This is a genomic window from Alistipes sp. An116 (assembly GCF_002161005.1).
GTDB classification, from domain to species: domain Bacteria; phylum Bacteroidota; class Bacteroidia; order Bacteroidales; family Rikenellaceae; genus Alistipes; species Alistipes megaguti.
The window spans coordinates 167,530-191,471 of sequence record NZ_NFLR01000005.1; the positions used below are offsets into that span (position 1 = coordinate 167,530).

Sequence of the window (23,942 nt, forward strand, 5' to 3'; positions counted from 1 at the left end):
TGGCTAACCCTACTACCGTAAAACATTTCGATTATGAACAAACATATCATTATACCGCTGCTTTTCATCGCGGGGTTCGTTTCTACCGCTGTTGCAACGGCCGCCGGGCAGGAACCAGCCCTTCCGGTCGATTCGACACAAGCGAAGGGGTCGGTGACGCCCGGACTCCTCTTCGAGACCTCGCAGCTCCGCTCCACGGCGGCCATATCCTCGGCTGACGGATCCGCTCTGGCAAAAAACAGACAGACGAACCTAACCAACTCCTTCGCCGGGCAGTTCACGGGCCTGACCCTCTTCCAAGGTTCTGGCGAGCCGAGCAACGATCTGGCCAACTGGCTCATTCGCGGCATTGGCTCCTACGGGAAAACTGGTTATAATACGGCCAAGATCTTTGTGGACGGCTTCGAAGTCAATGCTGACTATATCGCCTATCTCTCGCCTGTGGAGATTGACAAGGTCTCCATCCTGAAGGACGGCGCCGCTCTTTCGATCTTCGGCGACCGCGGGGCTAACGGCGTTATTTGGATCGAGACCAAGCGCGGCGAGATCGGACCGGCTTCGGTCTCTGCGTCGGTGCACTACGGGATTCAGCAGGCTACGACCTATGCCAAACCGCTCGATTCGTATGGTTATGCCTCACTCTACAACCAGGCTGTCAGCAACGACAACGGCAGTTGGTCGCCCGCCTACGACGCTGCCGCACTCGAAGCCTATCGGAATGGTTCCGCGACGAATGTCGACTGGTATGACGAGGTGCTCCGTAATTCGGGCTATGTGATTGACGGGGATGTCACGTTCCACGGCGGTACGCAAACGGCCCGTTACAACGTTGTGTTGAATTACCTCAACCAGCAGGGCCTGTTTGATGTCAATAACAGCGATTCGCGCTCAAACCGCACCTACGAACGCTATGGGCTGCGGGCCAATCTCGATTTCACGATGTTCAAGTTCATCGAAGCGCGGGTCGATCTGGGGGGACGCATCGAACGGGGCAAACGTCCGAACTTTACGACTGACGACCTCTTCTACAACATGGCCCGCTATCCGTCGAACATCTACGAGATTTGGGACGACGAGGCCCATACCCATTATTCTGGCACGTCGACTTACAACAACAATCCCGTGGCTTCGATCAACGCTCTTGGATGGCGCCAGGCCCAATCGCGCGTGTTGCAGGGCAATATCCAACTCGTCGAAAGGCTCGACTTTATCACCAAAGGGCTCTATTTGCGTGAGGCCTTCTCGTTCAATACGTATACGACGAGCGGCTATTCGAAGACCCGCAACTATGCCCGCTACCACAATGGCGTGCGCACCACTACCGATGAAGATACATCGCTGCAGGCCAGCGGTTACGGCTCGGATGGCATGGAGGATTGGAAACAGGGCCAGATTTCGCTGGGATACGACCGGGTGTTCGGCAAGCATGCCCTCAGCGCAATGGCCAACCTCCACATCTCGGCCTACAATGGCGACGGTATTTTCTCCTATCAGTACCATTACCTGAACTACAATGGCCGGGTCAATTACAGTTATGATGACCGTTATGTGGCCGAATTCGGATTCTCTTACTTCGGCAACGACGCTTTTGCCGCGGGAAACCGATGGTCGTTCTATCCTTCGGTCTCTGCAGCATGGATCCTCTCCAACGAGTCGTTCCTCAAGGATTCGGAAACGGTCGATCTGTTGAAACTCCGCCTCTCCTACGGACGTAGCGGATTCGCGGATTCGGATGCCACCAGCGTATTGTCCAACTATTCGTCGAACGGGCGCTTTCTCTTCAAGGATTATTATACCAACTCCTATATCGGTTCCTTCTACACGGGAGCCACCGAGGGCGTATGGCAGAGTTCGCTGGTCAATATGTTCGTGCCCAACAGCGCCATACACTCCGAGCGCAGCAACAAATACAACATCGGTGTCGATGCTTCGCTCTGGGGGCGGCTCTTTGTGACGGCCGACGCCTTCCTGGACAAACGGACCGATATTCTGACGCTCGACAATTCGATCATGGGCTACTACGGTAAGAACTACTACTTCAACAACATCGGAAAGATGACCAACCGCGGCTTTGAAGTCTCGGCTATGTGGTCTGACCAGCGCAAGGAGTGGGGTTATTCGGTCCATGCCGCCGTTTCGTTCAACCGCAACACGATCGACTACATGGCCGAAGTGGCTCCCGCTTACGATTACAACGCTGAAACCGGACGTCCCTACGGTACGCTGATCGGGCTGGTGGCCGATGGGTTCTATGACGTGAGCGACTTCAACGACGACGGCTCGCTCAAGGAAGAACTGCCTCAACCGATGTTTGGCAGCGTGCAGCCGGGTGATATCAAGTATCTTGATTTGGATAACAGCGGTTATGTCGATCAGAACGACGTAACCAAGGTCGGCAAGTCGCTCTATCCGGAGTGGACCTACTCCGTCGGTGCGATGTTCCGCTACAAGGGGTTTGATTTCAGTTTCCTGCTTGACGGCATCGCCGGGGCATCGTATAATCTGCTCGACAATTCGGTGCAGACGATGGCTTTCGTCGACAACGGGAATGTCTACCCGTTGGCACGCGGGGCCTGGGCCTACTATCCCGAGCAGGGTATCGATACCCGCCAGACGGCCACTTATCCGCGTTTGACGACCCAGAGCAATGAAAACAACTACCAGTTGAGCTCCTTCTGGGTGAAGGACCGCGATTTTCTGCGGGTGCGGAATATCGAGCTCGGCTACAGCTTCAAGGACCATCCCAAATTCCGCGAGGCGGGCATCGGCGAGTTCAGAATCTATCTGAGTGCGACCAATCCCTTCACGATCAGCAAGCTGATGTCGGACTACGATTTCGATCCGGAACTGCTGTCGTACCGTTATCCGGTTCTCAAGTCGTACAATGTCGGAGTCAGCATCACTTTCTAACCAATCATGGAGTATATTATGAAAAAATTGATATTCAGATCCATTCTCGCAACCCTGTGTGTCGGTACGATGGCGGGATGCAGCGACTTCCTCGATACGAGCCTCGATCAGAACGAAACGGGCCAGTCAATCGAGACGACCCTCGGCACGCTGTGGAAGTTCGGAAACGCCTTCTATACCCCCATTACGAATGGATATACGGTGCTCGATTCGAACCTTTTTGCCGCCGCGTCGGATGAGGCGCAGCAGACAAAGGTGCTGTGTGACGCCAATTATTTCAACCAGGGGGTCATTAATGCCAACCTGAATCCGATCTCCAACCTCTATACCAACTATTACGAGGGAATTCGCGCCGCCAACTTTTTCCTGGATTATACGGCCAACGGCAAAGGCGAGTATATGATCGGTATGAACCGCGATACCATCAATGACCGGCCCAACTATGAACGGGACCTGGCTTCGCTGCATTACTACCAGGCGGAAGCCCACATCGCGCGGGCTTACTATTACAGTGAATTGATCAAGCAATACGGCGGAGTCCCCATCGTGGAGAGCCAGTATGCCGAGGGTCAGTTCGTGCCCCGCTCGTCGTATGACGAGGTGGTTGACTACATCGTCAGCGAGATCGACCAGTACAAGGATAAACTCGCTGTCAACTGGGACGATTACACCGAGCGGAACGGCCGCTTTACGCTGGGCGCTGCGCTGGCCATCAAGTCGCGGACACTGCTTTATGCCGCCTCGCTGCGGAACAATCCGACTGAAGACCCCACCAAATGGGAGGCTGCCGCTGAGGCGGCTTACGACCTGATCAGCAACAGCGAGCTGAACTATTCGCTGGATAGCGATTATGAAGCCTATTTCGTCGGCAACCGCAGCTTGAGCAGTCCGGAAACGATCTATGTGGTCCGCCGCGAGATGTCGAACGACATGGAGAAGAACAACTATCCCGTCGCGACACAGGGCGGCGCTTCGGGGGTGACCCCGACGCAGAATCTGGTCGATGCTTACGAATTGCTGGACGGGGCTGCAGCGGATCCCGCGAATCCCTATGCGAACCGCGATCCCCGGCTGGAGGCAAGCATCGTGACCAACGGCAGCACCTGGAACGGTCGGACGATCGACCAGTCGGCGGGCGCCATGGACGATATGGCCCAGCCCAATGCGAGCCGGACGGGTTACTACCTCAAAAAGTTCCTGACCGACAATCTGAACCTGACACAGGGGGCTACAGCCCAGCACAACTGGGTGGTATTCCGCTATGCCGAGATCCTGCTCAACTATGCCGAGGCGATGAACGAGGCCTATGGTCCCGACAACAACAACGGTTATACGCTGACCGCGCGTGAAGCCCTGCAGATGGTCCGCGACCGGGCCAGCATGCAGCTCCCCGAGGTAGAGGCCGATACGAGAGAGGAGTTCCGCGAGGCCGTTAAGCACGAACGCCGGATCGAACTGGCTTTCGAGGATCACCGCTACTGGGATCTGCTGCGTTGGAAGGATGCCATGGAGGTGCTTAACCAGCCGGTTAAAGGTGTGAAGATCACCAAAAACGGGGAGAACAGCTGGTCGTATGAGACGGTGAAGGTGGCAAAACGCACCTTCCATGAGTGGAACTATTACATGCCCTTCTCCCGTTCGGAGATCGAAAATTCGAATTACACGCTGGAGCAGAATCCCGGCTATTAGTGTCATTCGCTGAGCAAATTTTAAAAGAGAACAACTATGAATATGGGAAAGAAATTTGTGCTGTTCCTGACTTTTGTCTGCATGGCGGGCTTTGTCGCCTGTGACGGAGACGGGGATGCCGATTATGGATTCGGCAAGATATACATGCCTCAGGCCATGCAGTCGGGCGGGCTGAACAACTCCTATACGGTCCCCTCCGGCGACGGTGAATACACTTATAATTTCCGGGTGACCGATAGCCATGTGAAGGCCATTCTGGGCGTGACGCGGTCGGGGAAACTCTCCGATGCAAAGGGCTTTTCGGTGTCGATCTATACGTCGGACGCGGAGACGGCTGCCGCGGTGTCGCAGTTCGGAGGCGAAGCCATGCCTTCCGACTTCTACGAGCCGCTCCCCCAGTCGGTTACGGTGCCGTCCGGTCAGGCGGGCGAAGTCTTCTATCTGGAGATTCCCCGGAGTACGCTTTCGGATCCGGCCCATGCGGGCAAGAAGTATGTGCTGGCCGTGGGTATTTCCAACCCCTCGGCCTACGAACTCGCCGAAACCGGTACGGTGACTGCCGTGATTGTCGATGTCGATGCCTTGAACGACATTGTCAAGACGCTTTAGTCTCGTTTTCATCTATTATGATCTTGAACCACTAACCAGACGGAAACGGTGTGCATCCGAATCGGAGACACGCCGTTTCCTTGAACCAGATTTGCACGTATGAGATTCCTTTTCATCCTTTGCAGCGCATTGCTGCTGACCAGTTGCGGAGGCCGTTTCCATTCGATCGAACCCTCCTCCCGCTCTCCGAAGTTGTATGAACGCACGGACTTTACGGTGCTGTTGACCGCCAATTATCAGAATGCCTATCTGCAGGAAGAGGTGGCGTTGGACATGTTGATCGAGACCCCGTCGGGCGAGGAGCGCCTCTTGCCGTGCTTCTGGGTCGAGGGCGAATCCGGCGCGGAGTCGCGCTGGGAGGCCCGCTTCACCCCTCAGGAACTCGGCCGCTACGTCTGCCGGTTCCGGCTGACCGAGCAGGGCGAGGAGGTCGCACGCTCCAGGGCGGTCAAACTCGACGTGCAGCCCGCTGCGGAGGGTGAGCGGGGAATTCTCCATGTCCGCGACAACTGGACGCTGGTCTACGACGACGGAACGCCGTTCCGGGGTGTGGGCGAGAACATCTGCTGGGAGTCGCGCGAAAACGACGACTCGAAGTTCTTCAAGGAGCTGCACGAACAGCACGACCGTTACAACTACGATTACATGCTGCCGCTTTTCGCCCGTAACGGAGGTAACTTCATCCGCGTGTGGATGTGTTCGTTCAACTTCCCGATCGACCAGCACGACAATTTCAACAATCTGCGCTACACGGCTTCCGACGAGTATTTCAATCCGAGTGCCGTCGAGCGTCTGGACCATTTCGTGGAGCTGGCCGAGACGCTGGGCGTCCACGTGATGCTCTGCATGGGCCAGGGCGCCGTGCCCGCCGACCGGGAGTTCTTCAACGGCGAGCCGCAGGCCCAACGCTACATGAACCGCCTGCGCTACATCGTGGCACGCTGGGGTTACAGTCCGGCGATCGGCATGTGGGAGTTCTTCAACGAGATCGACAACATCCAGCATCGCAATCCCGGCGGTAAGATTCCCGCCGAGGAGATCGTGGCCTGGCATACCCGCATGGGCAAATACCTGAAGAGCATCGATCCCTTCGAGCATCCCGTTACGACCTCGATTTCGCACCGGGATCTGGAGGGGCTGAATTCGGTACCCTATCTAGACATCAACCAGAAGCACATCTATCGCAATACGGCGGTCATCCCCTCAACCATCCGCAGCTACGAGGAGCGCTTCGGCAAACCCTATATCATCGGCGAGTTCGGCTACGAGTGGGACTGGTCGCTGAATTTCGACGACTTCGCCGACGGCATGGACCGCGATTTCCGCCGCGGGCTCTGGTACGGGCTCTTCTCTCCGACGCCCGTCACGCCGATGAGCTGGTGGTGGGAGTACTTCGAGAACCGCAACATGATGCCCTATTTCCGGGGCGTGCGCGAGATCTCCGACCGGATGCTGGCCGCCGGTGGCGGCGCCTTTGAGGAGGTGAAGGCCGACTGTGCTCCGCTTGAGGCCATGAGTGTCAAGTGCGGCGGGACGATCTTCGTCTACCTGTACAACAATTCGGCCAGACAGGTCCGGCGTGCCGACCTGACGGTTGAGGCCGGCATCGACGGCGCCTATACGGTCGAGTGCCTCGACCCGCAGAAATTCGTCTGGGCGGAGGCTGTCAAGGACTGTTCGGGCGAGGTGCGGGTCGACAACCTGGCGATCGAGCCCTACGGCGAGCGGATCTATCAATTCACCCCTGAAAAACAATAAGCCATGCGTTTGAATACCGGACTTGCCATGCTTGCCCTGTCGTTGCTGGCCTTCGCCGAGGATGCGGAGGCACAGAAGAGTGCGCGACCGCTGCCTCCGACCAACTTCGGGCTGATCGTTCCGCAGCCCGAGTCGGAACTTCCGAAATCCAAGACACCACCCCAACAGGCGGTTCCCAAGGCCAAACAGCCCGTTGAGGTGCGGCTCGAAAAGTCTGGTGACGCCACGTGGCGGTTGGCCGGCGGCTGGGAGATGACCGATGCCGATCGGGTCGTGGCCCAGGGCGGATCGCTCTTCAGTGCCGCGTATGATACTTCAGAGTGGTATAATGCCGTGGTCCCGGGAACGGTGCTGACCACGTTGGTCGAGGCCGGCATCTATCCCGATCCCTACTACGGTCTGAACAACATGGCCATTCCCGAGAGCCTCTGCCGTCAGGAGTGGTGGTACCGGATCCGCTTCGATCGTCCGGCCGATGCCGCCGGGCGCCGCGTGTGGCTGAACTTCGAGGGAATCAACTACCGGGCCGACGTCTGGCTCAACGGCCGGAAACTCGGCGACATCCGCGGAGCCTTTGTCGAGGGGCTCTTCGATGTGACGGAGTGCTTCGCCGAGCAGAACGTGTTGGCCGTGAAGATCTATCCTCCCTACAACCCGGGTATTCCGCACGAGCAGTCGAAAGCGGCCGGACGCGGACCCAACGGCGGACAGCTCTGTCTGGACGGCCCGACCTTCATCAGTTCGGAGGGCTGGGACTGGATTCCCGGCATCCGCGACCGCAATATCGGTATCTGGCAGGATGTCTCCCTCGTATATACGGGCGACGTGACGCTGGCCTATCCGCAGGTGGTGACCGATCTGCCGCTGCCCGACATCTCGTCGGCCGACGTGACGATTCGCACGGAGATGACCAACCACGCCGCCGAACCGCGCCGAGTCGTGTTGAGCGGACGGATCGACGGCATGACCGAGTTCGAGTATCCGGTCGATTTGGCTGCCGGAGAGACCCGCACGGTGAGCCTCTCGCCCGCCGAAATCCCAGGGTTGCATGTGGAGAACCCGAAATTGTGGTGGCCGAACGGCTATGGCGATCAGTCGATGTATGACCTCGATCTGCGGGTGGCGTGCAACGGCGTGGAATCCGACAGTGAGCAGGTTCGCTTCGGCGTTCGGGAGTTCTCCTACGAACTGACGGCCGATACGCCTCAGGGTGAGGAGATTCGTTTCGAGTTCCAGCCCACGAACGACGTGCGTGATGGCGAGCCGATCTTCAATACGTTCCACCGGCGCTCCGTGGTGAAGGATGTCGTGGTTCCGGCCTTCCGCGAAGGGGTCGATATTTCCCGTTTGCGGCGCATCGAGAAAGATGCGACGTCGCCCTATCTGGTATTGCGCTGCAACGGCGTGCGGATCTTCTGCCGCGGCGGCAACTGGGGCATGGACGACGGCATGAAGCGCGTGTCGCGCCAGCGGCTCGAACCGGCTTTCCGGCTCCACCGCGAGGAGGGTTTCAACATGGTGCGCAACTGGACCGGGGAGTCGACCGAAGAGGTCTTCTATGCATTGTGCGATGAGTACGGGATGTTGGTGTGGAACGACTTCTGGATCTCGACCGAGGGCAGCAATCTGAATGTCAATGACGAAAACCTTTTTATCGAAAATGCCGTCCAGACCGTCAAGCGTTTCCGCAACCATCCGTCGATTGCCGTCTGGGGCCCGCGCAACGAGGGTTATGCCACGCCGACGATGGCTCCGCGTCTCGAACGGCTGATCGCCGAGGAGGACGGAACCCGCTTCTACAGCCCTAATTCGCGCTACATGAACCTCCGCACGAGCGGTCCGTGGCACTACATCGACGAAAAGGAGTACTTCACCGTGCAGGCCTACGGTTTCACGACCGAATTGGGTTCGCCGTCGGTTCCCACGGCGGAGTCGATGCGCAAGTTCATTCCCGAGTCGGAGCAGTGGCCCATTAGCGACACGTGGTATTATCACGACCTGCATTTCGGGTTGCCGGAGTACTGCCAGGCCGTCGACAAACTCTACGGCAAGGCCGAGTCGCTCGACGATTTCTGCCGCAAGGTCCAGTTGATCAATTACGACAGCCATCGGGCCATGCTTGAATCGTGGAACAGCCGCATGTGGAATTCCACGACGGGTGTCCTGCTGTGGATGAGCCATCCGGCCTGGCCGAGTCTTGAATGGCAGACCTACACGTGGGATTTCGAGACCCATGGATCGTTCTACGGCTGCCGTAAGGCCTGTGAGCCGCTCCATGTGCAGGCCAATCCCCACGACGGGCAGATTCTGGTGGTTAACACCACCCGCAGAGACTGCCGCCAGGCCCGCGTCGTCATCACGCGCTATACGTTCGACGGCAAACGGCTGGACAAACGTTCGGAGAATCTCGACGCCATTGCGGCCAACGGCGTGACGCCGGTCACCGTGCTGGAGCCGCTTGCGGGCGATCCGGACCATCTGTTGCGTTTGGAACTCTTCGTCAAGGGTCGGCGCGTGTCGGTCAATGACTACCTGCGCAGTGCGAAGCGGGATTTCACCGCGCTGAACGAGGTGGCGGCTCCGACGCTTCGGGCGCGCCTGCTCGGGTCGGGCAGCAAGGACGGCAGCCGCCGCGTGCGCATCGAGGTGACCAATACGGCCTCGACGACCGCTCTGGCCGTCAAGTTCAATGTCCGGAAGGCCGGGAGCGGCGAAGCCATCCTGCCCGCCTATATTTCGGAGGGGTACATCCACCTGCTACCCGGCGAGAAACGGATCGTGGAGGCGGAATTCCCGAGTGCGGACGCTGCGGTCTTCTCGGCCGAAGGATATAATTTCGATAAAAAAACGCTGTTAACCCTGTAAAGAACTGCGCATCGATGATCGGAAAACGTTGTCTGACCCTGTGTGCGCTGGCGGTTGCGGGTTCCGGTCTTGCACGACCCGCCGAGCCGGAGTTGAACATTGCACTGAACCGGGCCTGCTATCAATCTGCCGCTGCCGATTACGACCATACGGCCCATCTGGTGACCGACGGCCACGCCGACACTTACTGGATGAGCAGGGACGAGGCCGCCCCCTGGATCTACGTCGATCTGGGCGCCGAACTGTCGTTCGACCGGGCCGTGATCCGCTGGGGCACATGCTTCGCCTCGGACTATACGGTCGAAACCGCCTCTTCCGGCACACCCGTCCGACCCGAGGGATGGAGACGAGTGGCCCGTCGTTCGGGTATATCCGGAGGGGTGGATTCGCTCCGGTTCGGCCGTTGCCGGGCCCGTTATGTACGGATTCGTTGTGAGAATCCGAATCGGGAGAACCTGGTTATCTGTGAATTCTCGATCTTCGGTCCCGAGCGTTTCGCCGCGGCGCCGCGGCCTGAAGGCAATGCGTTGATTGACGGCCGCTACGAACTGCGCAACAACGACTGGGTACTGCAGCGCAGCTCTTATGTCGAAGTCGCCGGAGAGCGGGTTTCCGCCTTGGGATTCGACACCGAGGGGTGGATTCCGGCCCGTGTGCCCGGAACGGTCCTTGGCAGTTATCTGGCGATCGGAGCACTGCCCGATCCCAACTACGGGGCCCAGCAGTTGATGATTTCCGACGAATTCTTTACTGCCGACTTCTGGTACCGCAACGAATTCGATCTGCCGACCGAGTTTGCCGGCCGACGGATCTGGCTCAACTTCGACGGTGTGAACTGGAAGGCCGATGTCTTTGTCAACGGAATCCGGGCCGGGCGTATCGAGGGGGCCTTTATCCGCTCGTCGTTCGACGTTACGGAGTTGGTGCGGGCCGGTGAGCGGAATGCGGTGGCCGTGCTGGTCTTCCGCAACGACAATCCCGGAGCCGTCACCGAACAGCATCTGAACGATCCGGACGACAATGGCGGCATCATCGGTCTCGACAGCCCTACCTTCCTGGCCAGCATCGGCTGGAACTGGATGCCGACGATTCGCGGACGCAATACGGGCATTTGGAACGATGTCTACCTCTCGGCGACGGACGATGTCGTGATTGTGGATCCCTTCGTGAAGACGCTCCTTCCGCTGCCCGATACGTCGCGTGCGGATCTGGAGATCGAGGTCGGGCTCGAAAACCGCGCCGCCCATCCGGTCGAGGGGTGGCTCGAAGGTGCGATCGGGGAGGTGGAGTTCTCGCTGCCGGTCTCGCTGCCGGCCTCCGGGAACCGGACGGTGCGGCTCACGCCGCAGGAGTTTCCGCAACTTCGTTTCGAAAAGCCCCGGCTGTGGTGGCCCAACGGCTATGGCGGACAGCCGCTTTACACGCTCGACTTGACTTTCCGGCAGGGTGAGCGCGTCTCCGACAACGAGCGGGTGGTCTTCGGAATCCGTCAGTATGCCTATACGGTCGTGAACAACAACTTCCGGATCTGGGTGAACGGCCATCCCATCCTTGTCAGGGGCGGCAACTGGGGGATGGCCGACGCCATGCTGCATTGCGACGCGAAGCGATACGACACCTATGTCCGGCTGCACAAGGAGATGAATCTGAATATGATCCGCAACTGGATCGGCATGGAGGGCGACGATGAATTCTATGAGGCCTGCGACCGTTACGGCATTCTGATCTGGGACGACTTCTGGCTGGCCAATCCGGTCGACGGCCCCCATCCGACTGACAACGCCATGTTCATGCGCAACGTGTGCGACAAGATCCGCCACTTCCGCAACCACGCCTCGGTGTCGGTCTGGACGGGCCGCAACGAGGGTTATCCGCCCGCGGCGCTCGATTCGGCGATGCGTTATACGACGGGTTTGCTGGATGGTACGCGCTATTATCTGTCGAGTTCTGCCCATGCCCCGGTGACGGGTCTCGGCCCCTATGAGACGAAAGATCCCAAGTGGTATCTGACTCATCGGGGAACGACGTTCCACAGCGAGCAAGGTATCGTAACACCGCCCAATCTGGAGAGTATACGCGCCATGATGCCGGCTGAATCGCTGTGGCCGATCAATGACATGTGGGGGCTTCACGACTGGACGCAGCCCCGCGTGCAGATCTTCACCGACGACATGACGCGCAGCTACGGCGAGGCCCGCAGCATCGAGGATTTCTGCCGCAAGGCCCAGATGCTCAACATGGAGGGTCCGAAGGCGCTGATGGAGTCCTGGCAGAGCAACCGCGGTCCGGGCGTGATGGTCTGGATGTCGCACCCGGCCTGGCCGTCGCTCATCTGCCAGACCTACGACTACTATTATGAACCGACGGCGGCCTATTTCGCCTTCAAGACGGCTTGTGAGCCGGTTCATGTGATGTGGCGTGCCGACAACGAGAAGGTACAGGTCGTGAACAACACGCTCGGTAATCTCAAGGACTTGAAGGTCCGGGGCGAGCTCTACGATCTGGACGGCCGGTTGGTCGGGAAGTTCGAGTCGGCGGCCGATGCCCCGTCGAACAGTGTGAACGATGTCCGCACGATGACCTACCCCGCGGAGATCTCCTCCGTGCATTTCATCCGGCTGACGCTCCACGACTCGGCAGGCAGTCTCCTTTCGTCCAACTTCTACTGGCGCGGTACGGAGTACCTCGATTATCGGGAACTCTCGGATATGGCGCAGGCTGAGCCGGAAGTGTCGGTTTCGCACAAACGGGTCGGCGGCCGCGAGGTGGTGACCGTCTCGCTCGACAATACGACCGACCGGGTGGTGCTGATGCTGCGGATGCTGCTGGTTGACCGGCAGACGGGCGAGCGGATCCTTCCGGCTGTCTACGGGGACAACTACCTGTCGCTGGTTCCCGGCGAGTCGCGCGAGGTGAGCATCTCCTTCGACGCTTTGGATCGGTCGCGGGAGTATTCGCTGCTGGTCGAGGGGTGGAACACCCCGCGGAACAGCCACGCGGTACGGAAGTAATCGGTATTGCGGGCCGGTGAGGATGCTCCGGGCCGCTCTTCATCAAATGTGATCCAACATGAAAATTAAAGGCTTGCGCTGGTGGGTGATGGCTCTGACGACCTTGGTGACAGTCATCAACATCCTCGACCGCAGTACGTTGAACTACATGTGGAATGACGAGGTCGATCCGTCGACGGGTGTCGTGATCCAGCCGGGAATCGCAACCGATCTGGGACTGATCTCCGACCGGGAACTCACCGCAGAGGAGTTGTTGCTGCCCGAAGCGGAGCAGCAGGCGATCGTCGCCGAACACCGGGCGAATGAGTCGAAGGAGATACTGGCCTATACCTATATCTTCTTTATGATCGCCTACGGCCTGAGTCAGATTATCTTCGGCAAACTCTTCGACCGGGTCGGGATCCGCAAGGGTTTTGCCATCTCCGCCTTTGTCTGGGGATGGGCCATCACGCTCACGGCCTTTGCCCGGGGATTGCGGTCGCTGACCTTCTTCCGCATGATGCTCGGTATCGGCGAGGCGGGACCGTGGCCCGGGACCGTGAAGGTGAATGCCGAGTGGTTCCCGCTCAAGGAGCGGGCTACGGCTCAGGGTGCCTTCGGCGCGGCGAGTGCCGTCGGAAACATCATCTCGCCGGTTATCATCTCGTTGCTGTTCCTCAATTTCGGATGGAAGGTGTCGTTCCTGACGCTGGGTGCCGTCTGCCTGCTGTGGATCATTCCGTGGTGGGCCGTTGCCAAGAGCGGTCCGCGGGAGCATCCGTGGATCACCGACGAAGAGCGGCAGTATATCCTTGCGGGTCAGCCCCGTGAGCAGTCCACCGCCGAACGAACCCTGCCGTTGGGCCGCTTGCTGTCGATGAAGAGCAGTTATGCCGTCATCCTGAGTCGCTTTTTTCTTGATCCGGTGTGGTGGATCTTTATGACCTGGCTGCCGATCTATCTGAAGGAGGTGTATGGACTCGGACTCGAACAGATTGCTGCTACGGCCTGGATTCCCTTCATCGGTGCGGCCGTGGGCGGGATTGCCGGCGGATGGCTCTCCGGCTGGCTGATCGACCGGGGTCATACGCTCAATTATGCTCGCCGGATGACGATTGCTGTCGGGTGTCTCCTGATGATTCCCGGCATGATCGGCGCCGCCTTTGCGCAGTCGGCCCTCACGGCGTCGTTCGTCCTCATTCCGGTGCTGGGCGGTTTCCAATTCGCCATTGTCAACATCCAGACCCTGCCGAGCGATCTCCACTCCGGCAAGACGGTCGGCTCGCTCGCCGGACTGGGCGGCGCTGCCGCCGTGTTGGGTACGGTCATCATGATGTATCTGGTTCCGCATCTGACGGCCGGAGGTCATTGGGTGCCGTTATTCGTGGTCGGGGTTTTGTTGATTCCGCTGGCCCTGTTGTCCGTATTTTTGCTGGCGGGCCGGATCGGCGATAAACATCAATGTGAATAATCGTGGGCAAGTATCGGAAATATGCGGAGATCCCGCTGAAACAACTTCCTAACCGGGTTTGGCGCTCCTATTGCGGCGGCGCGATGATCGACCGGTGGAAAAATTCTCCCTCGTGCGAGGATGGCGATATGCCGGAGGAGTGGGTGGCCTCGACCGTGGTGGCCCGGGGCGACAACCGTCCCGAGAATGAAGGGGTCTCGGTCTTCATGCTGCCCGACGGCAGAACGGTGCCGATGACGGAACTGATTGCCGGGGACGAGGAGGCTTTCCTCGGCGAACGGATCGCCCGCGAATATGGCAATCCGGCCCTGCTGACTAAGATGCTCGACTCCCGCGAGCGGCTGACCATTCAGGTTCACCCCGACAAACGGTTCGCTGCCGAGTGCCTGAACTCCCGTTTCGGGAAGACCGAGGGGTGGTATGTGCTGGATACGCGACCGGTCGGCGGCGAAGAGAGCTATGTCCTGTTTGGATTCAAGGAGGGAGTCGATCGGGCCAAGTGGCGTGATTTGTTCCTTCGGCAGGACATTTCCGGCATGATCGATGCCTTGCACAAGGTCCGTGTCAAACCGGGCGACGTGTTTATCATCCATGGAGGTGTCCCTCATGCCATCGGGAGCGGCTGTTTCCTGCTCGAACTGCAGGAGCCGACCGACTATACGATGCGCGTCGAGAAAACGACTCCCGCGGGAGCCTTGCTGAGCGGTATGTTGGTGCATCAGGGGGTGGGGGAGGAGCGGATGCTTGACTGTTTCCATTACGATTCGCTCTCGCTCGACGAGACGCTTCGGCGGTGGAAAATTGAACCCCGTATCGAAATCCTGCCCGACGGTTCGCTTCTGAAACATCTCATCAGCCGGCACACCGGCTGCTTCAGCCTTTCGGAACTCGAAATACCCTCCGTATCGATCCTTTCTCCCACGGGGGATTTCCGCGTCGTTATCGTCTATCGGGGTAGCGGAGTTGTCCGTGCCGGCGACTTCGAGATGGAGGTCCGCCAGGGGGATGAACTCTTCCTCCCGGCCCGGGTTCGCAACCTCGAATGGCGGGTGGTGTCCGACGAGCGGATGCGCTTGTTGTGCTGCAACCCGCCGCGATAGCCCGCTCCTGGGTTCGCCGTCCGGCACTCTCGCGGCGAACCCGGGAACGGACGGTCAGTTGCCCTCCGAGCCGATGAGCGTTGTGACCTCCATACACATCCGGGCATTGTGGTAGGGACATTTCCAAAATCCAGCCTTGTCGTCGGACCGGTTGATCGCACCGTTCGGGAGAATGCTCCACCACCATTCTCCACCTTCCCGGTCGATCAGGTGCGTGCGGATATACTCCCAGGTCCGCATTGCCCCCTCGATCGCTTTAGGCTGTCCGAAGTAACGGTAGAGGTAGTAGAGCCCGATGACCGTCTCGGCCTGTACCCACCAATGACGCTCGCTGTCGATCTTCCCATCGGCATGCCGCTCGTAGATCATGCTTCCGTCGGGCTGATAGCCTTCGAGTGCCGCCTCGGCGATCCGTATGCAGCAGTCGTGAGCCCGTTTGAGCAGTTCGCCGTCGCCCAACGTCTGGGCCGTGCGGAAAAGCAGCCACGACGCTTCGATGTCGTGACCGAACGAGACGTCGTTCGGGTATCGGTTGTGCCACGTTTCGTCGAAAAAGAGCCCGAGATGTCCATCCGGAGTCATGATGTGCGTAAAGAAACATTCGAGCAGACGCCGCGTCTGGTTGCGCAGTCGCTCCTCCGAGGGGTAAAGCCGCAACAGATTGGCATACCCTTCGAGGATATGCAGGTGCGTATTCATCGTTTTGTGCTCGTTGGCATCCTTGTCGCTCAGGCGGACATCCTCCAGCGGCGACCAGTCGCGGGCGGCCGCTTCGAGGTAGCCGCCATGCTGCGAATCGAACGAATGGGCCTCGATGGCTTCGAAAAGCCGCCAGGCCTCCTTCGCCGAACGTTCGTCACCCGTCGCACGCGCATATTCGCTCAATCCATAGATGGCGAATCCCAGCGCATAGAATTGTTTGCGCATATTGGCCGGCGTGCCGTCGGCATGTACCGACCAGTAGACCCCGCCGTACTCCGGATCGATGAAATGGTCGAAAAGGTAGTTGCGGGCACAGGTCGCGGCCGCGAGTAGCTCTCGGCTCCCTGTCATCCGGTAGGCGGCCGAGAAGGTCCATACCAGGCGACCGTAGAGTACGGCGCTTTGATCGGCGTCGGGATAGAGCCTGCCGTCGCCGCCTATGCGGCCATAGAATCGCGATTCGGCAGGAGCCATCACCCGTTCGATCCAGAAGGGCAGGATGTCGTGTTCGAGTTCATCGAGCAGCTCCTGCCGAAATGTTTTCAATCGGTTATTCATGATTCCCTTTTTTTCTGAGTATCGACAATTCGTTGATAATATGCTTCATGCGGCGGTCGGTCAACGGATATAGGGCCAACAGCAGGGCGGCCAGTGCGCATCCCGCGGCCGGCAGATAGCTCATGAGCATTCTCAAGCCGAAGAGCGTCTGTCCGGATTGCACGGCGTCGGCGGCCGTATCGTATCCGTAGGCGGCCAACAGCCAGAGTATAAGGGCGCTTCCAAATGCTCCACCGAATTTCTGGGACATGGACGACGAGGAGAAGATCAGGCCCGTCGAACTGTGCCCATGCTTCAGCTCGGAGTAGTCGGCCACATCGGCGAACATGCTCCACAGCAGCGGAAAGGTCATCCCCGCAAAGGCCGAAATGAGCACCTGCAGTATGACGATCGCCCAGCAGCCCGCCACCGAGAGCGGCAGGTGGAAGAAGATGGCGCTCAAGACTCCCGATCCGATGAGGGCCAGCATATAGGTCTGTTTCTTTCCGATCCGGCGGGCGACGGGCGACGCGAGCGTCACGCCCAACATGTTGGCGACCTCGCCGATGGCCAGGAATGCGCCGCAGGTGAGCAACAGGTTGCCGCCCAGCAAGTTCTCCTCGCCTAGATAATCCTTGAAATAGTAGGCCGCAACACCGCCACGGATCGAATTGAAAAGCAGCACGCAGATGGCCACGCCGAGCAGAATCCACCACGGGCCGTTGGTCACCAGCGAGCGGATGTCGCCGATAACGCTGTGCCGGGCGCTTTTCGCCTCGGAGGAGGTTTTCACATGCTCTCGTGTCATACGGAAGCAAAGGAAGAAGAGCACGGCACAGAGCACTCCGATGACGACCATGGCCATTTGCCAGCCCCGGGCTTCGGCGGCGATCCTTGCCGTCTGGTCCGCCTCGGCGAACGGCGGGGTGAAGAGACTGCAGAGGGGTTCAAAGAGTGCCAGCGCCAGGAACGACCCGCCATAGGCGAAAAACATCCGGTAGGAGGAGAAGACCGTGCGTTCCTGGGAATCGGCGGTCACTACGCCGAGCATGGCGCCATAGGGGACGTTGATGGCCGAGTAGATGATCATCATCAGCATATAGGTCGCATAGGCCCAGATCAGTTTGCCCGTGTAGTCCAGATCGGGTGTCGTGAAGGTCAGTACACCCGCCGCGGCGAACGGCACGGCAATCCAGAGCAGATAGGGGCGATAGCGTCCCCAACGCGAAGTCGTCCGGTCGCAGACGACTCCCATGACCGGGTCGAAGACCGCATCGACCAGCTTGGTGATGAGCAGCATCATGGCGGCGTGTTCGAGAGACAGGCCGAAAATGTTCGAATAGAAAAAGGGCAGGTAGTAGGAGAAGATCTTCCAGAACATGCTCGATGACATGTCGCCGAGCCCGTAGCCGATCTTTTCGGAAAGCGGTGCAGCCATAAGGTCAATGTTTGAGGTTTTTGTCGATCAGCTGTTTGCGTATTTCGACGCTGCGGCCTGTCGTCAGTCCGTCGGCCGGTGTGTGCAGGCAGTAGTCCACCAATCGGTCGACGGTCGAGGTCGCCACATGCATGCGGGTGTCGCTTGAGGCGTAATAGATGAATACGCGGCCGTCGGGTTCGACAATCCATCCGTTCGAAAAGAGTACGTTTGAAACGTCTCCCACCCGTTCTCCTCCCGTCGGGCCCATCAGCAGCCCGCCCGGTTCGGCGATCGGCACCCAGGGGCGCTCCAGTTCGGTCATGTAAAGGTAAAGCACGTAGCGCAGTCCCGCGGCACACCCACGGACGCCATGGGCCAGGTGCAGCCATCCTTGCGGCGTGCGGATCGGATGAGGTCCTTCGCCGTTCTTGACCTCCTTGATGGTGTGGTAGAAACGTTCGTTGATGATCCGCTCCTCGTGTATCTCGGCATGGGTGATGTCGTCGATGAGCGCCCAGCCGATGCCGCCGCCGTTGCCGGCATCGATGAAGCCGTCCTGCGGTCGGGTGTAGAGGGCATACTTGCTGTCGACGAATTCGGGGTGCAGCACGACGTTGCGCTGCTGGCTGCGGCTTTTCAGGTCCGGCAACCGCTCCCAGTTCACGAGGTCCTTTGTGCGAGCTATGCCGGCCGCAGCTACGGCGGAGGAGAGATCGCCGGGCAGGGCGGCGGGGTCCTTGCGCTCGACGCAGAAGATCCCGTAGATCCAGCCGTCTTCGTGCGCCGTCAGGCGCATGTCGTAGATATTGGTCGCCTGTTCGCCATACTCGGGCATCGTCACGGGATAGTCCCAGAAGCGGAAGTTGTCGATTCCGTTCGGTGATTCGGCCACGGCGAAAAACGATTTGCGGTCGGCACCCTCTACACGTGCCATAACCAGATAGCGCCCGTTGAACTTGATGGCGCCGGAGTTCATTACGGCATTGACGCCGATCCGCTCCATGCAGAAGGGATTGCTCCGGGGGTCGAGGTCGTAGCGCCAGAAGAGCGGCGTGTGGGCGGCCGTCAGGATCGGATGACGATAACGGGTATAGATGCCGTTATAGGCCGGATCGGGGACATTGGGACGGGTAATGAGAGCTTCGTAGCCGGCTTCCAGCTCGGCCATGCGTTTCTGAAACGATTCCATGTCTATCTTATTGCGTTTTCGGTGTTATCTTCTGTGTGTTTACGGTCGGGAATCCGGTTTGCCGTTTTTTCCCGCAGGGAGTCTGTCTCCGAGAAAGAGGGTGCGGGAGTCGGCGTGAAAGCGCAGGAAATCCTCCTCGGATGCTTGCCCGGGCCATGGGGCATAGAAGTGCCCGGGCTTGGTGTCGGCCGGCGCATTGCGCCATACCAAAACATAGGAAGGGGTATATGTTCCGATGCCGCGCAGCAGATGGCCGCTCCACCACGCCGCTTCGGGAATCCCCTCACGCCCTGTCTCCGATACGACGTAGGGCTTGCCCGTATCCCGCGAAAGGGAATCCATGACGGCCAGCGACCGATTCAGCGCGGCAATGAACCGCTCCGAGCCCTCTCCGTCGTAGGTATCCAGTCCGAGGACGTCGACCCAGGCATCTCCGGGCCAGCGTTCGAGGTATTGGGCGGTCTCCATGCAGGGATTCGGCGAGTAGACGGTTACGATTTGCGCTCCTCGCATCCGGAGCCGGTCGACAGTCATCCACCACAACTCCTTGTACTCGTCGGGCGTGCAGAGCTTCTCTCCCCACCAGAACCAGCTCCCGGTGTGTTCGTGCCAGGGGCGGAAAAGGACCGGAATGACTTCGCCATCCGCCGTGCGGAGCGAGTTGATGAACGCGGCAACGCCGTCGAGCCATTCCGTAAAGCGGGCGTGGCAGCTCCCGCCCGGCAGCACTTCGCGCACGACATTCCGTTGGGAGACATCCCATGCATCGCCTCCAGTCAGCGGATTCCGCGGATGCCAGCTCAAGGTGACCACGCCTCCGAGCCGATGGTGATCGACAATCATGCGCCGCATCGTTTCGAAAGGCACTCCGTCGAGATTGCGCCCTTTTGCCAGTTCCAGCTCGCCCAGATCGCACCCCAACACAGCCGGGCGGTCGCCGCAGACATCGCTCACATCGCTGCGTCCCGGTTCGTAAGCCCAGGATACGCCGTAGAAAGGGTAGTCCTGCTGGCCGAACAAAAAGCACCCCGAAGCGGCTGTGGTGCGAAACGTGCGGAGTATTTCGGCCGGAGTGCGGTTCCCGCTGCCACTGGTCAGTGATGCGGCATGGAGTTGCAAGGTGCGGTTCGTTTGCGCGATTTCACGGAGCGTTGTCGTATCGGAGACGAAAACCGAATTGAGCCCCTGCTCCTCCTGTGCCGGGTCGCCGCAATAGTCGTCGCCCGGCTGCCACCGCAGATGTGCAGGTTTCGCGTAGCCGCCCCAACCCCAAAAGTTGCAGCCGGCAATGATTCCTCCCGTTGCGGCGTCGCGCAGCAGGCGGGAGAAGATCGTGCGATAGAATTGGTCGCGGGAGCGGGTCGGGGTGCCGGGGGTGAAACTGAATCCGTCGCGGGGATAGCCGAACTCCTCGATCACCAGGGGCTTGCCCAGACGCTGGGCCGCAGCGGCGTGCCGGTCGATGTAATCGAGGGCATTGCGGCAGGCCGTATCGCACGCTTGGGCAACGCTTTCGCGTTGAATCCACCCCCAGTTGTAGGGCCAGATATGGATGTTGGCATAATCGATTTCGGGAATGGCATGGATCCGCTCCCAAAGTTCCAAATCGCCTTCGCAGCCGTTTTCGCCTTCACTGCCTGTCGAGACCATGTGGTTGGGATCCAGCTCTTTCAACAGGCGGGCCGTAGCTTCGATCCATTCGAAAAAGCGCTCTTTGTTGGCGTCGGTGAAGGCCCGCGGTTCGTTGGCGATCTGCCAGGAGAAGATGGCCGGGTCCTCGGTATAGGGGCGTCCCGTATAGCGGTTCGTCCGCGTGACGATGCTGCGTACGTGGTTGAAGAATAGCTGCTTGCAACTGTCTGTCAGTTCTCTTTGATGGTATTGGGATACGTATTTGATAAAGGCATCCCAGCCGTCGCGTCCCGGTATGGGATAGGTGCCGCACCCGCTCCATTCGAGGTATTGAGAATAACCGCCGCTCCACTCCCACGAATTGGTCAGGTAAAGCACGGCGTACATCTGCCGTTTCCCGAGTTCGGACAGCAGGAAATCCAGGCCGTCAAGGGCTTTTTCGTTGTAGACGCCCGGTGCGGTTTGCAGGATGGGTTCGACCTTCGAAATGACACCCTCCCGGCCTTCGGAACCCACCAGGATCCGGAGGTTCGTGACGCCCGCCTGTTTCATCCGGTCGAGTTCCCGGCACAGGCGTTCGCGGCCTGCCTGGGGGTCCTCGGCGGCCAGCAAGGCGCCATACCAGAAATTGGCTCCCACGAAATAGGGTGAGGCGTGGGGAGTGACGAATCGGGCGTTTTCGACGCGGGCGAATTCGACCGTGTCCGTTTGGGCGGTGCAACTTCCCAGTCCGAACAGCGCCCAAATGGCGAATATAAGCAAGCGGTTCATAATCCGGAGTTAGTTTTTAAACAAAGATAGCTATTTGGATGCGAGGAGAAATATGATATTCCGACAGAAGATTGTACTTTTTTATTCTTTCGCACGCGCTTTGGCACGAGAAGTCCGAAGAGAATCGGTTTTTGACAGAATAATAGGAGTCGGAGAGGAGAATCATTCCCTAAATTTGCATATATACTTGAAATCCCGAAAATATGAAACGTGCGATGAACCTTTGTTTCTGTTGGCTGTGGCGTTTTTCCGTTGCGCTGTCGCTGCCTGCAGCCTGTGCGAATTCCGATGACGCTCCGCTGCCGCAACCCTCCCTTCCGGTCCGGCAGGGCTCGCTGATGCTGGACAGCCGGGTCCTTGACGAGGCTTATATCGGGTGCGGCGTGCAGTGGGACCCCTATGATGTCCATAACGACGACGGACATTTCTCGGCTGCGGATCGGCTCCGGTTGGAGACGCGACTCGATTATCTTTCGCCGCGGATCGTGCGGGTTATGAGCGGAATCGGCTCGTATCTGACCGATGGCGAGTTTGACCCCGCATCGAACATGGAGGACCTGCACATGATTCTGGGTTATTGTACGGAGCGCTCCATTCCGGTGGTTTTCGGAGACTGGGGCGGCGGTTTTGTGGATGTGGAGGCTGAAACGGTGGATGAAAACCGCATTGAACAGAGTGCGAAGATGGTCCGCTATCTTCTGGAGGAGTGCGGTTATACCTGTATCCGCTATTTTAATATGGTAAACGAGCCCAATGGCTCCTGGTCCTCTACGCAAGGCAACTGCAGCCTGTGGATCCGGGCGGCCCGGGCGATGCATGCTTCGCTCCGGCGATACGGGGTGGACGATCGGGTGGCGCTGGTCGGTCCCGACGCGGCGGTCTGGACGACGGCCGAGACGGACTGGGTGAGCCGGACGGCCGATGAACTGGGCGACGCCATTGGTCTGTACGATATTCACACCTATCCCTCCAAGGCGGAAATCAATGCCGGGGAGTATGGTGAGATGATTGCGGCTTATCGGGCGGCGGCCCCGGCGGAGTCTCCGATGATCATGGGGGAGATCGGCATCAAGTTCATCGACGAGCGCGATGCGGCTTATGCCGCCGAGAACGAACGCCGCATCGCCCGATGCCCGTATGCTTCGCCGACCGATTCGCAGATGTTCGTCTTCGATCACCTGTACGGGATCGACATGGCCGATGCGATCATGCAGACGGCGGCTCATGGCTATTCGGGCTGTATCGTCTGGATGCTCGACGATGCCATGCACGTCAATGAGCCCGGGCGGCTCAAGGTCTGGGGTTTCTGGAATATTCTCGGCGAGGAGCGTTATGGGGCTTCCACGGAGCGGATTCGCCCCTGGTATTATGCCATTGCGCTGTTGAACCGCTATTTCCCGACGGGATCGCAGATCCTGGCGAGCACGGTTCGTGATGTGCCGGGGGTCCGGGCCATGTGGGGGCGGTTTGACGGCAAGCCGACCCTGGCGGTGGTCAATACGAACCCGGATCTGGCTGTTGAACTGACCCTGGAGGGGGTGGGGTTGCCGCTGGCCGGATTGGATCGCTATCTCTATGTCGAGGGTGTGCTGAAACTGGATGGGGAACGCCTGCTTCCCGTGGCTGAGGGGATGACGCTGCGCGCCGGCGACCGGATTCGCGTCGATCCCGAATCGATGGTTGTCTACACGGCGCTGGAGTAGGCGTTGCCTCCGGGTCTACCGGACGAATGTCCCCGTGTAGCGGGCCGTATTTCCGCAGCCGTCGCGGACCGTCAGTTCGTAGGTATGGCGACGATGGGCTGCAGGACGATCAAAGCGATGAACGAGGGTTCCTTTCATTGGGAAACGGTCGCAGGGGACCCATTCGCCGTCGATGAGGAGCGTCCAGGAGGCGATGCCCGAGAAGTTGTCCGACGTGCGGAAACGCAGTTCGGCGGCCGAGGAGAGCGACGCGCCGTCGGTAAAGAGCGGACGGACGGTCGGGGGCAGCGTGTCGGCCACGACGAGCAGATCGCCTGTCGTGCGCGTGACGGCCGTCACGGCCCCATTCGAATAGGTTCCGCCAACGTGATAAAGACCACCCTTGCTGCCGCGACCGGCCAGGACGGCATGCAACCGCAGACGGGGCGGCACCTGGGTCCGGATGGTCACCAACGCCGAGCTGTAAAGGGGCGTCGTGGCCTCAAGAAAACGGTAGACGGGCGACAGGACGACGACTCCGGCGCGACTCTGCGGCTGATCGAGACGCCGGGGATGGACGAACAACGGTTCGTAGAGCGAACCCTTCTGGATACGGG

General features: G+C 59.4%; 13 protein-coding genes and 2 pseudogenes. 9 read left to right on the forward strand and 6 right to left on the reverse strand.

What is annotated here, in order from left to right; genetic code table 11:
• Window positions 1-33: 33 nt before the first annotated feature.
• From B5E60_RS05310 to B5E60_RS05345, 8 genes are all read left to right on the forward strand, one after another.
• Complete coding sequence (locus B5E60_RS05310) at window positions 34-2,910, forward strand: SusC/RagA family TonB-linked outer membrane protein (RefSeq protein WP_087310053.1); 2,877 nt, start codon at window positions 34-36, stop codon at window positions 2,908-2,910.
• Window positions 2,911-2,928: 18 nt separating this feature from the next.
• Window positions 2,929-4,599, forward strand: coding sequence for a RagB/SusD family nutrient uptake outer membrane protein (locus B5E60_RS05315; RefSeq protein ID WP_204246445.1), 1,671 nt, complete (start codon window positions 2,929-2,931; stop codon window positions 4,597-4,599).
• A 42-nt stretch (window positions 4,600-4,641) separates the two neighbouring features.
• The gene (locus tag B5E60_RS05320; RefSeq protein ID WP_162611598.1) at window positions 4,642-5,208 is read left to right on the forward strand and encodes a BT_3987 domain-containing protein; all 567 of its coding nucleotides are present in this window, start codon (window positions 4,642-4,644) and stop codon (window positions 5,206-5,208) included.
• A gap of 99 nt (window positions 5,209-5,307) precedes the next feature.
• Window positions 5,308-6,966, forward strand: a complete 1,659-nt coding sequence (locus B5E60_RS05325) for a cellulase family glycosylhydrolase (RefSeq protein ID WP_087310059.1) — start codon at window positions 5,308-5,310, stop codon at window positions 6,964-6,966.
• 3 nt (window positions 6,967-6,969) lie between these two features.
• Entirely contained in the window at window positions 6,970-9,831 is a 2,862-nt protein-coding gene (locus tag B5E60_RS05330) for a glycoside hydrolase family 2 protein (protein WP_087310061.1), read from the forward strand.
• A gap of 14 nt (window positions 9,832-9,845) precedes the next feature.
• Window positions 9,846-12,842 carry a glycosyl hydrolase 2 galactose-binding domain-containing protein gene (locus tag B5E60_RS05335; protein ID WP_087310063.1) on the forward strand — a complete coding sequence of 999 codons (2,997 nt, stop codon included), beginning with the start codon at window positions 9,846-9,848 and terminating at the stop codon, window positions 12,840-12,842.
• Between the two features lie 58 nt (window positions 12,843-12,900).
• Complete coding sequence (locus B5E60_RS05340) at window positions 12,901-14,292, forward strand: MFS transporter (protein WP_087310065.1); 1,392 nt, start codon at window positions 12,901-12,903, stop codon at window positions 14,290-14,292.
• Window positions 14,293-14,294: 2 nt separating this feature from the next.
• The gene (locus B5E60_RS05345) at window positions 14,295-15,392 is read left to right on the forward strand and encodes a type I phosphomannose isomerase catalytic subunit (RefSeq protein WP_143260672.1); all 1,098 of its coding nucleotides are present in this window, start codon (window positions 14,295-14,297) and stop codon (window positions 15,390-15,392) included.
• A gap of 54 nt (window positions 15,393-15,446) precedes the next feature.
• Here B5E60_RS05345 and B5E60_RS05350 read toward each other — a convergent pair whose 3' ends face one another.
• From B5E60_RS05350 to B5E60_RS14460, 5 genes and pseudogenes are all read right to left on the reverse strand, one after another.
• On the reverse strand, window positions 15,447-16,652 hold the full coding sequence (locus B5E60_RS05350) for an AGE family epimerase/isomerase (protein WP_087310069.1): 1,206 nt from the start codon (window positions 16,650-16,652) through the stop codon (window positions 15,447-15,449).
• A complete protein-coding gene (locus B5E60_RS05355; RefSeq protein WP_087310071.1) occupies window positions 16,645-18,069 on the reverse strand; it encodes an MFS transporter in 1,425 nt (474 codons plus the stop codon). The genes B5E60_RS05350 and B5E60_RS05355 overlap by 8 nt, the downstream gene beginning before the upstream one ends.
• A 4-nt stretch (window positions 18,070-18,073) precedes the next feature.
• Window positions 18,074-19,240: a glycoside hydrolase family 130 protein gene (locus tag B5E60_RS05360; RefSeq protein WP_087310073.1), complete on the reverse strand. Its 1,167-nt coding sequence runs from the start codon at window positions 19,238-19,240 to the stop codon at window positions 18,074-18,076.
• A gap of 39 nt (window positions 19,241-19,279) precedes the next feature.
• Entirely contained in the window at window positions 19,280-20,194 is a 915-nt protein-coding gene (locus B5E60_RS14455) for a glycoside hydrolase family 26 protein (protein ID WP_446697996.1), read from the reverse strand.
• Between the two features lie 198 nt (window positions 20,195-20,392).
• A pseudogene (locus B5E60_RS14460) lies at window positions 20,393-21,643 on the reverse strand (glycoside hydrolase 5 family protein); the annotation flags it as partial.
• Between the two features lie 203 nt (window positions 21,644-21,846).
• Between B5E60_RS14460 and B5E60_RS05370 the strand changes: the two are divergent.
• Window positions 21,847-23,346, forward strand: coding sequence for a hypothetical protein (locus B5E60_RS05370; RefSeq protein WP_087310077.1), 1,500 nt, complete (start codon window positions 21,847-21,849; stop codon window positions 23,344-23,346).
• 15 nt (window positions 23,347-23,361) lie between these two features.
• Here the strand turns inward: B5E60_RS05370 and B5E60_RS13925 are convergent.
• Window positions 23,362-23,942, reverse strand: a pseudogene (locus B5E60_RS13925) (M23 family peptidase); the annotation flags it as partial.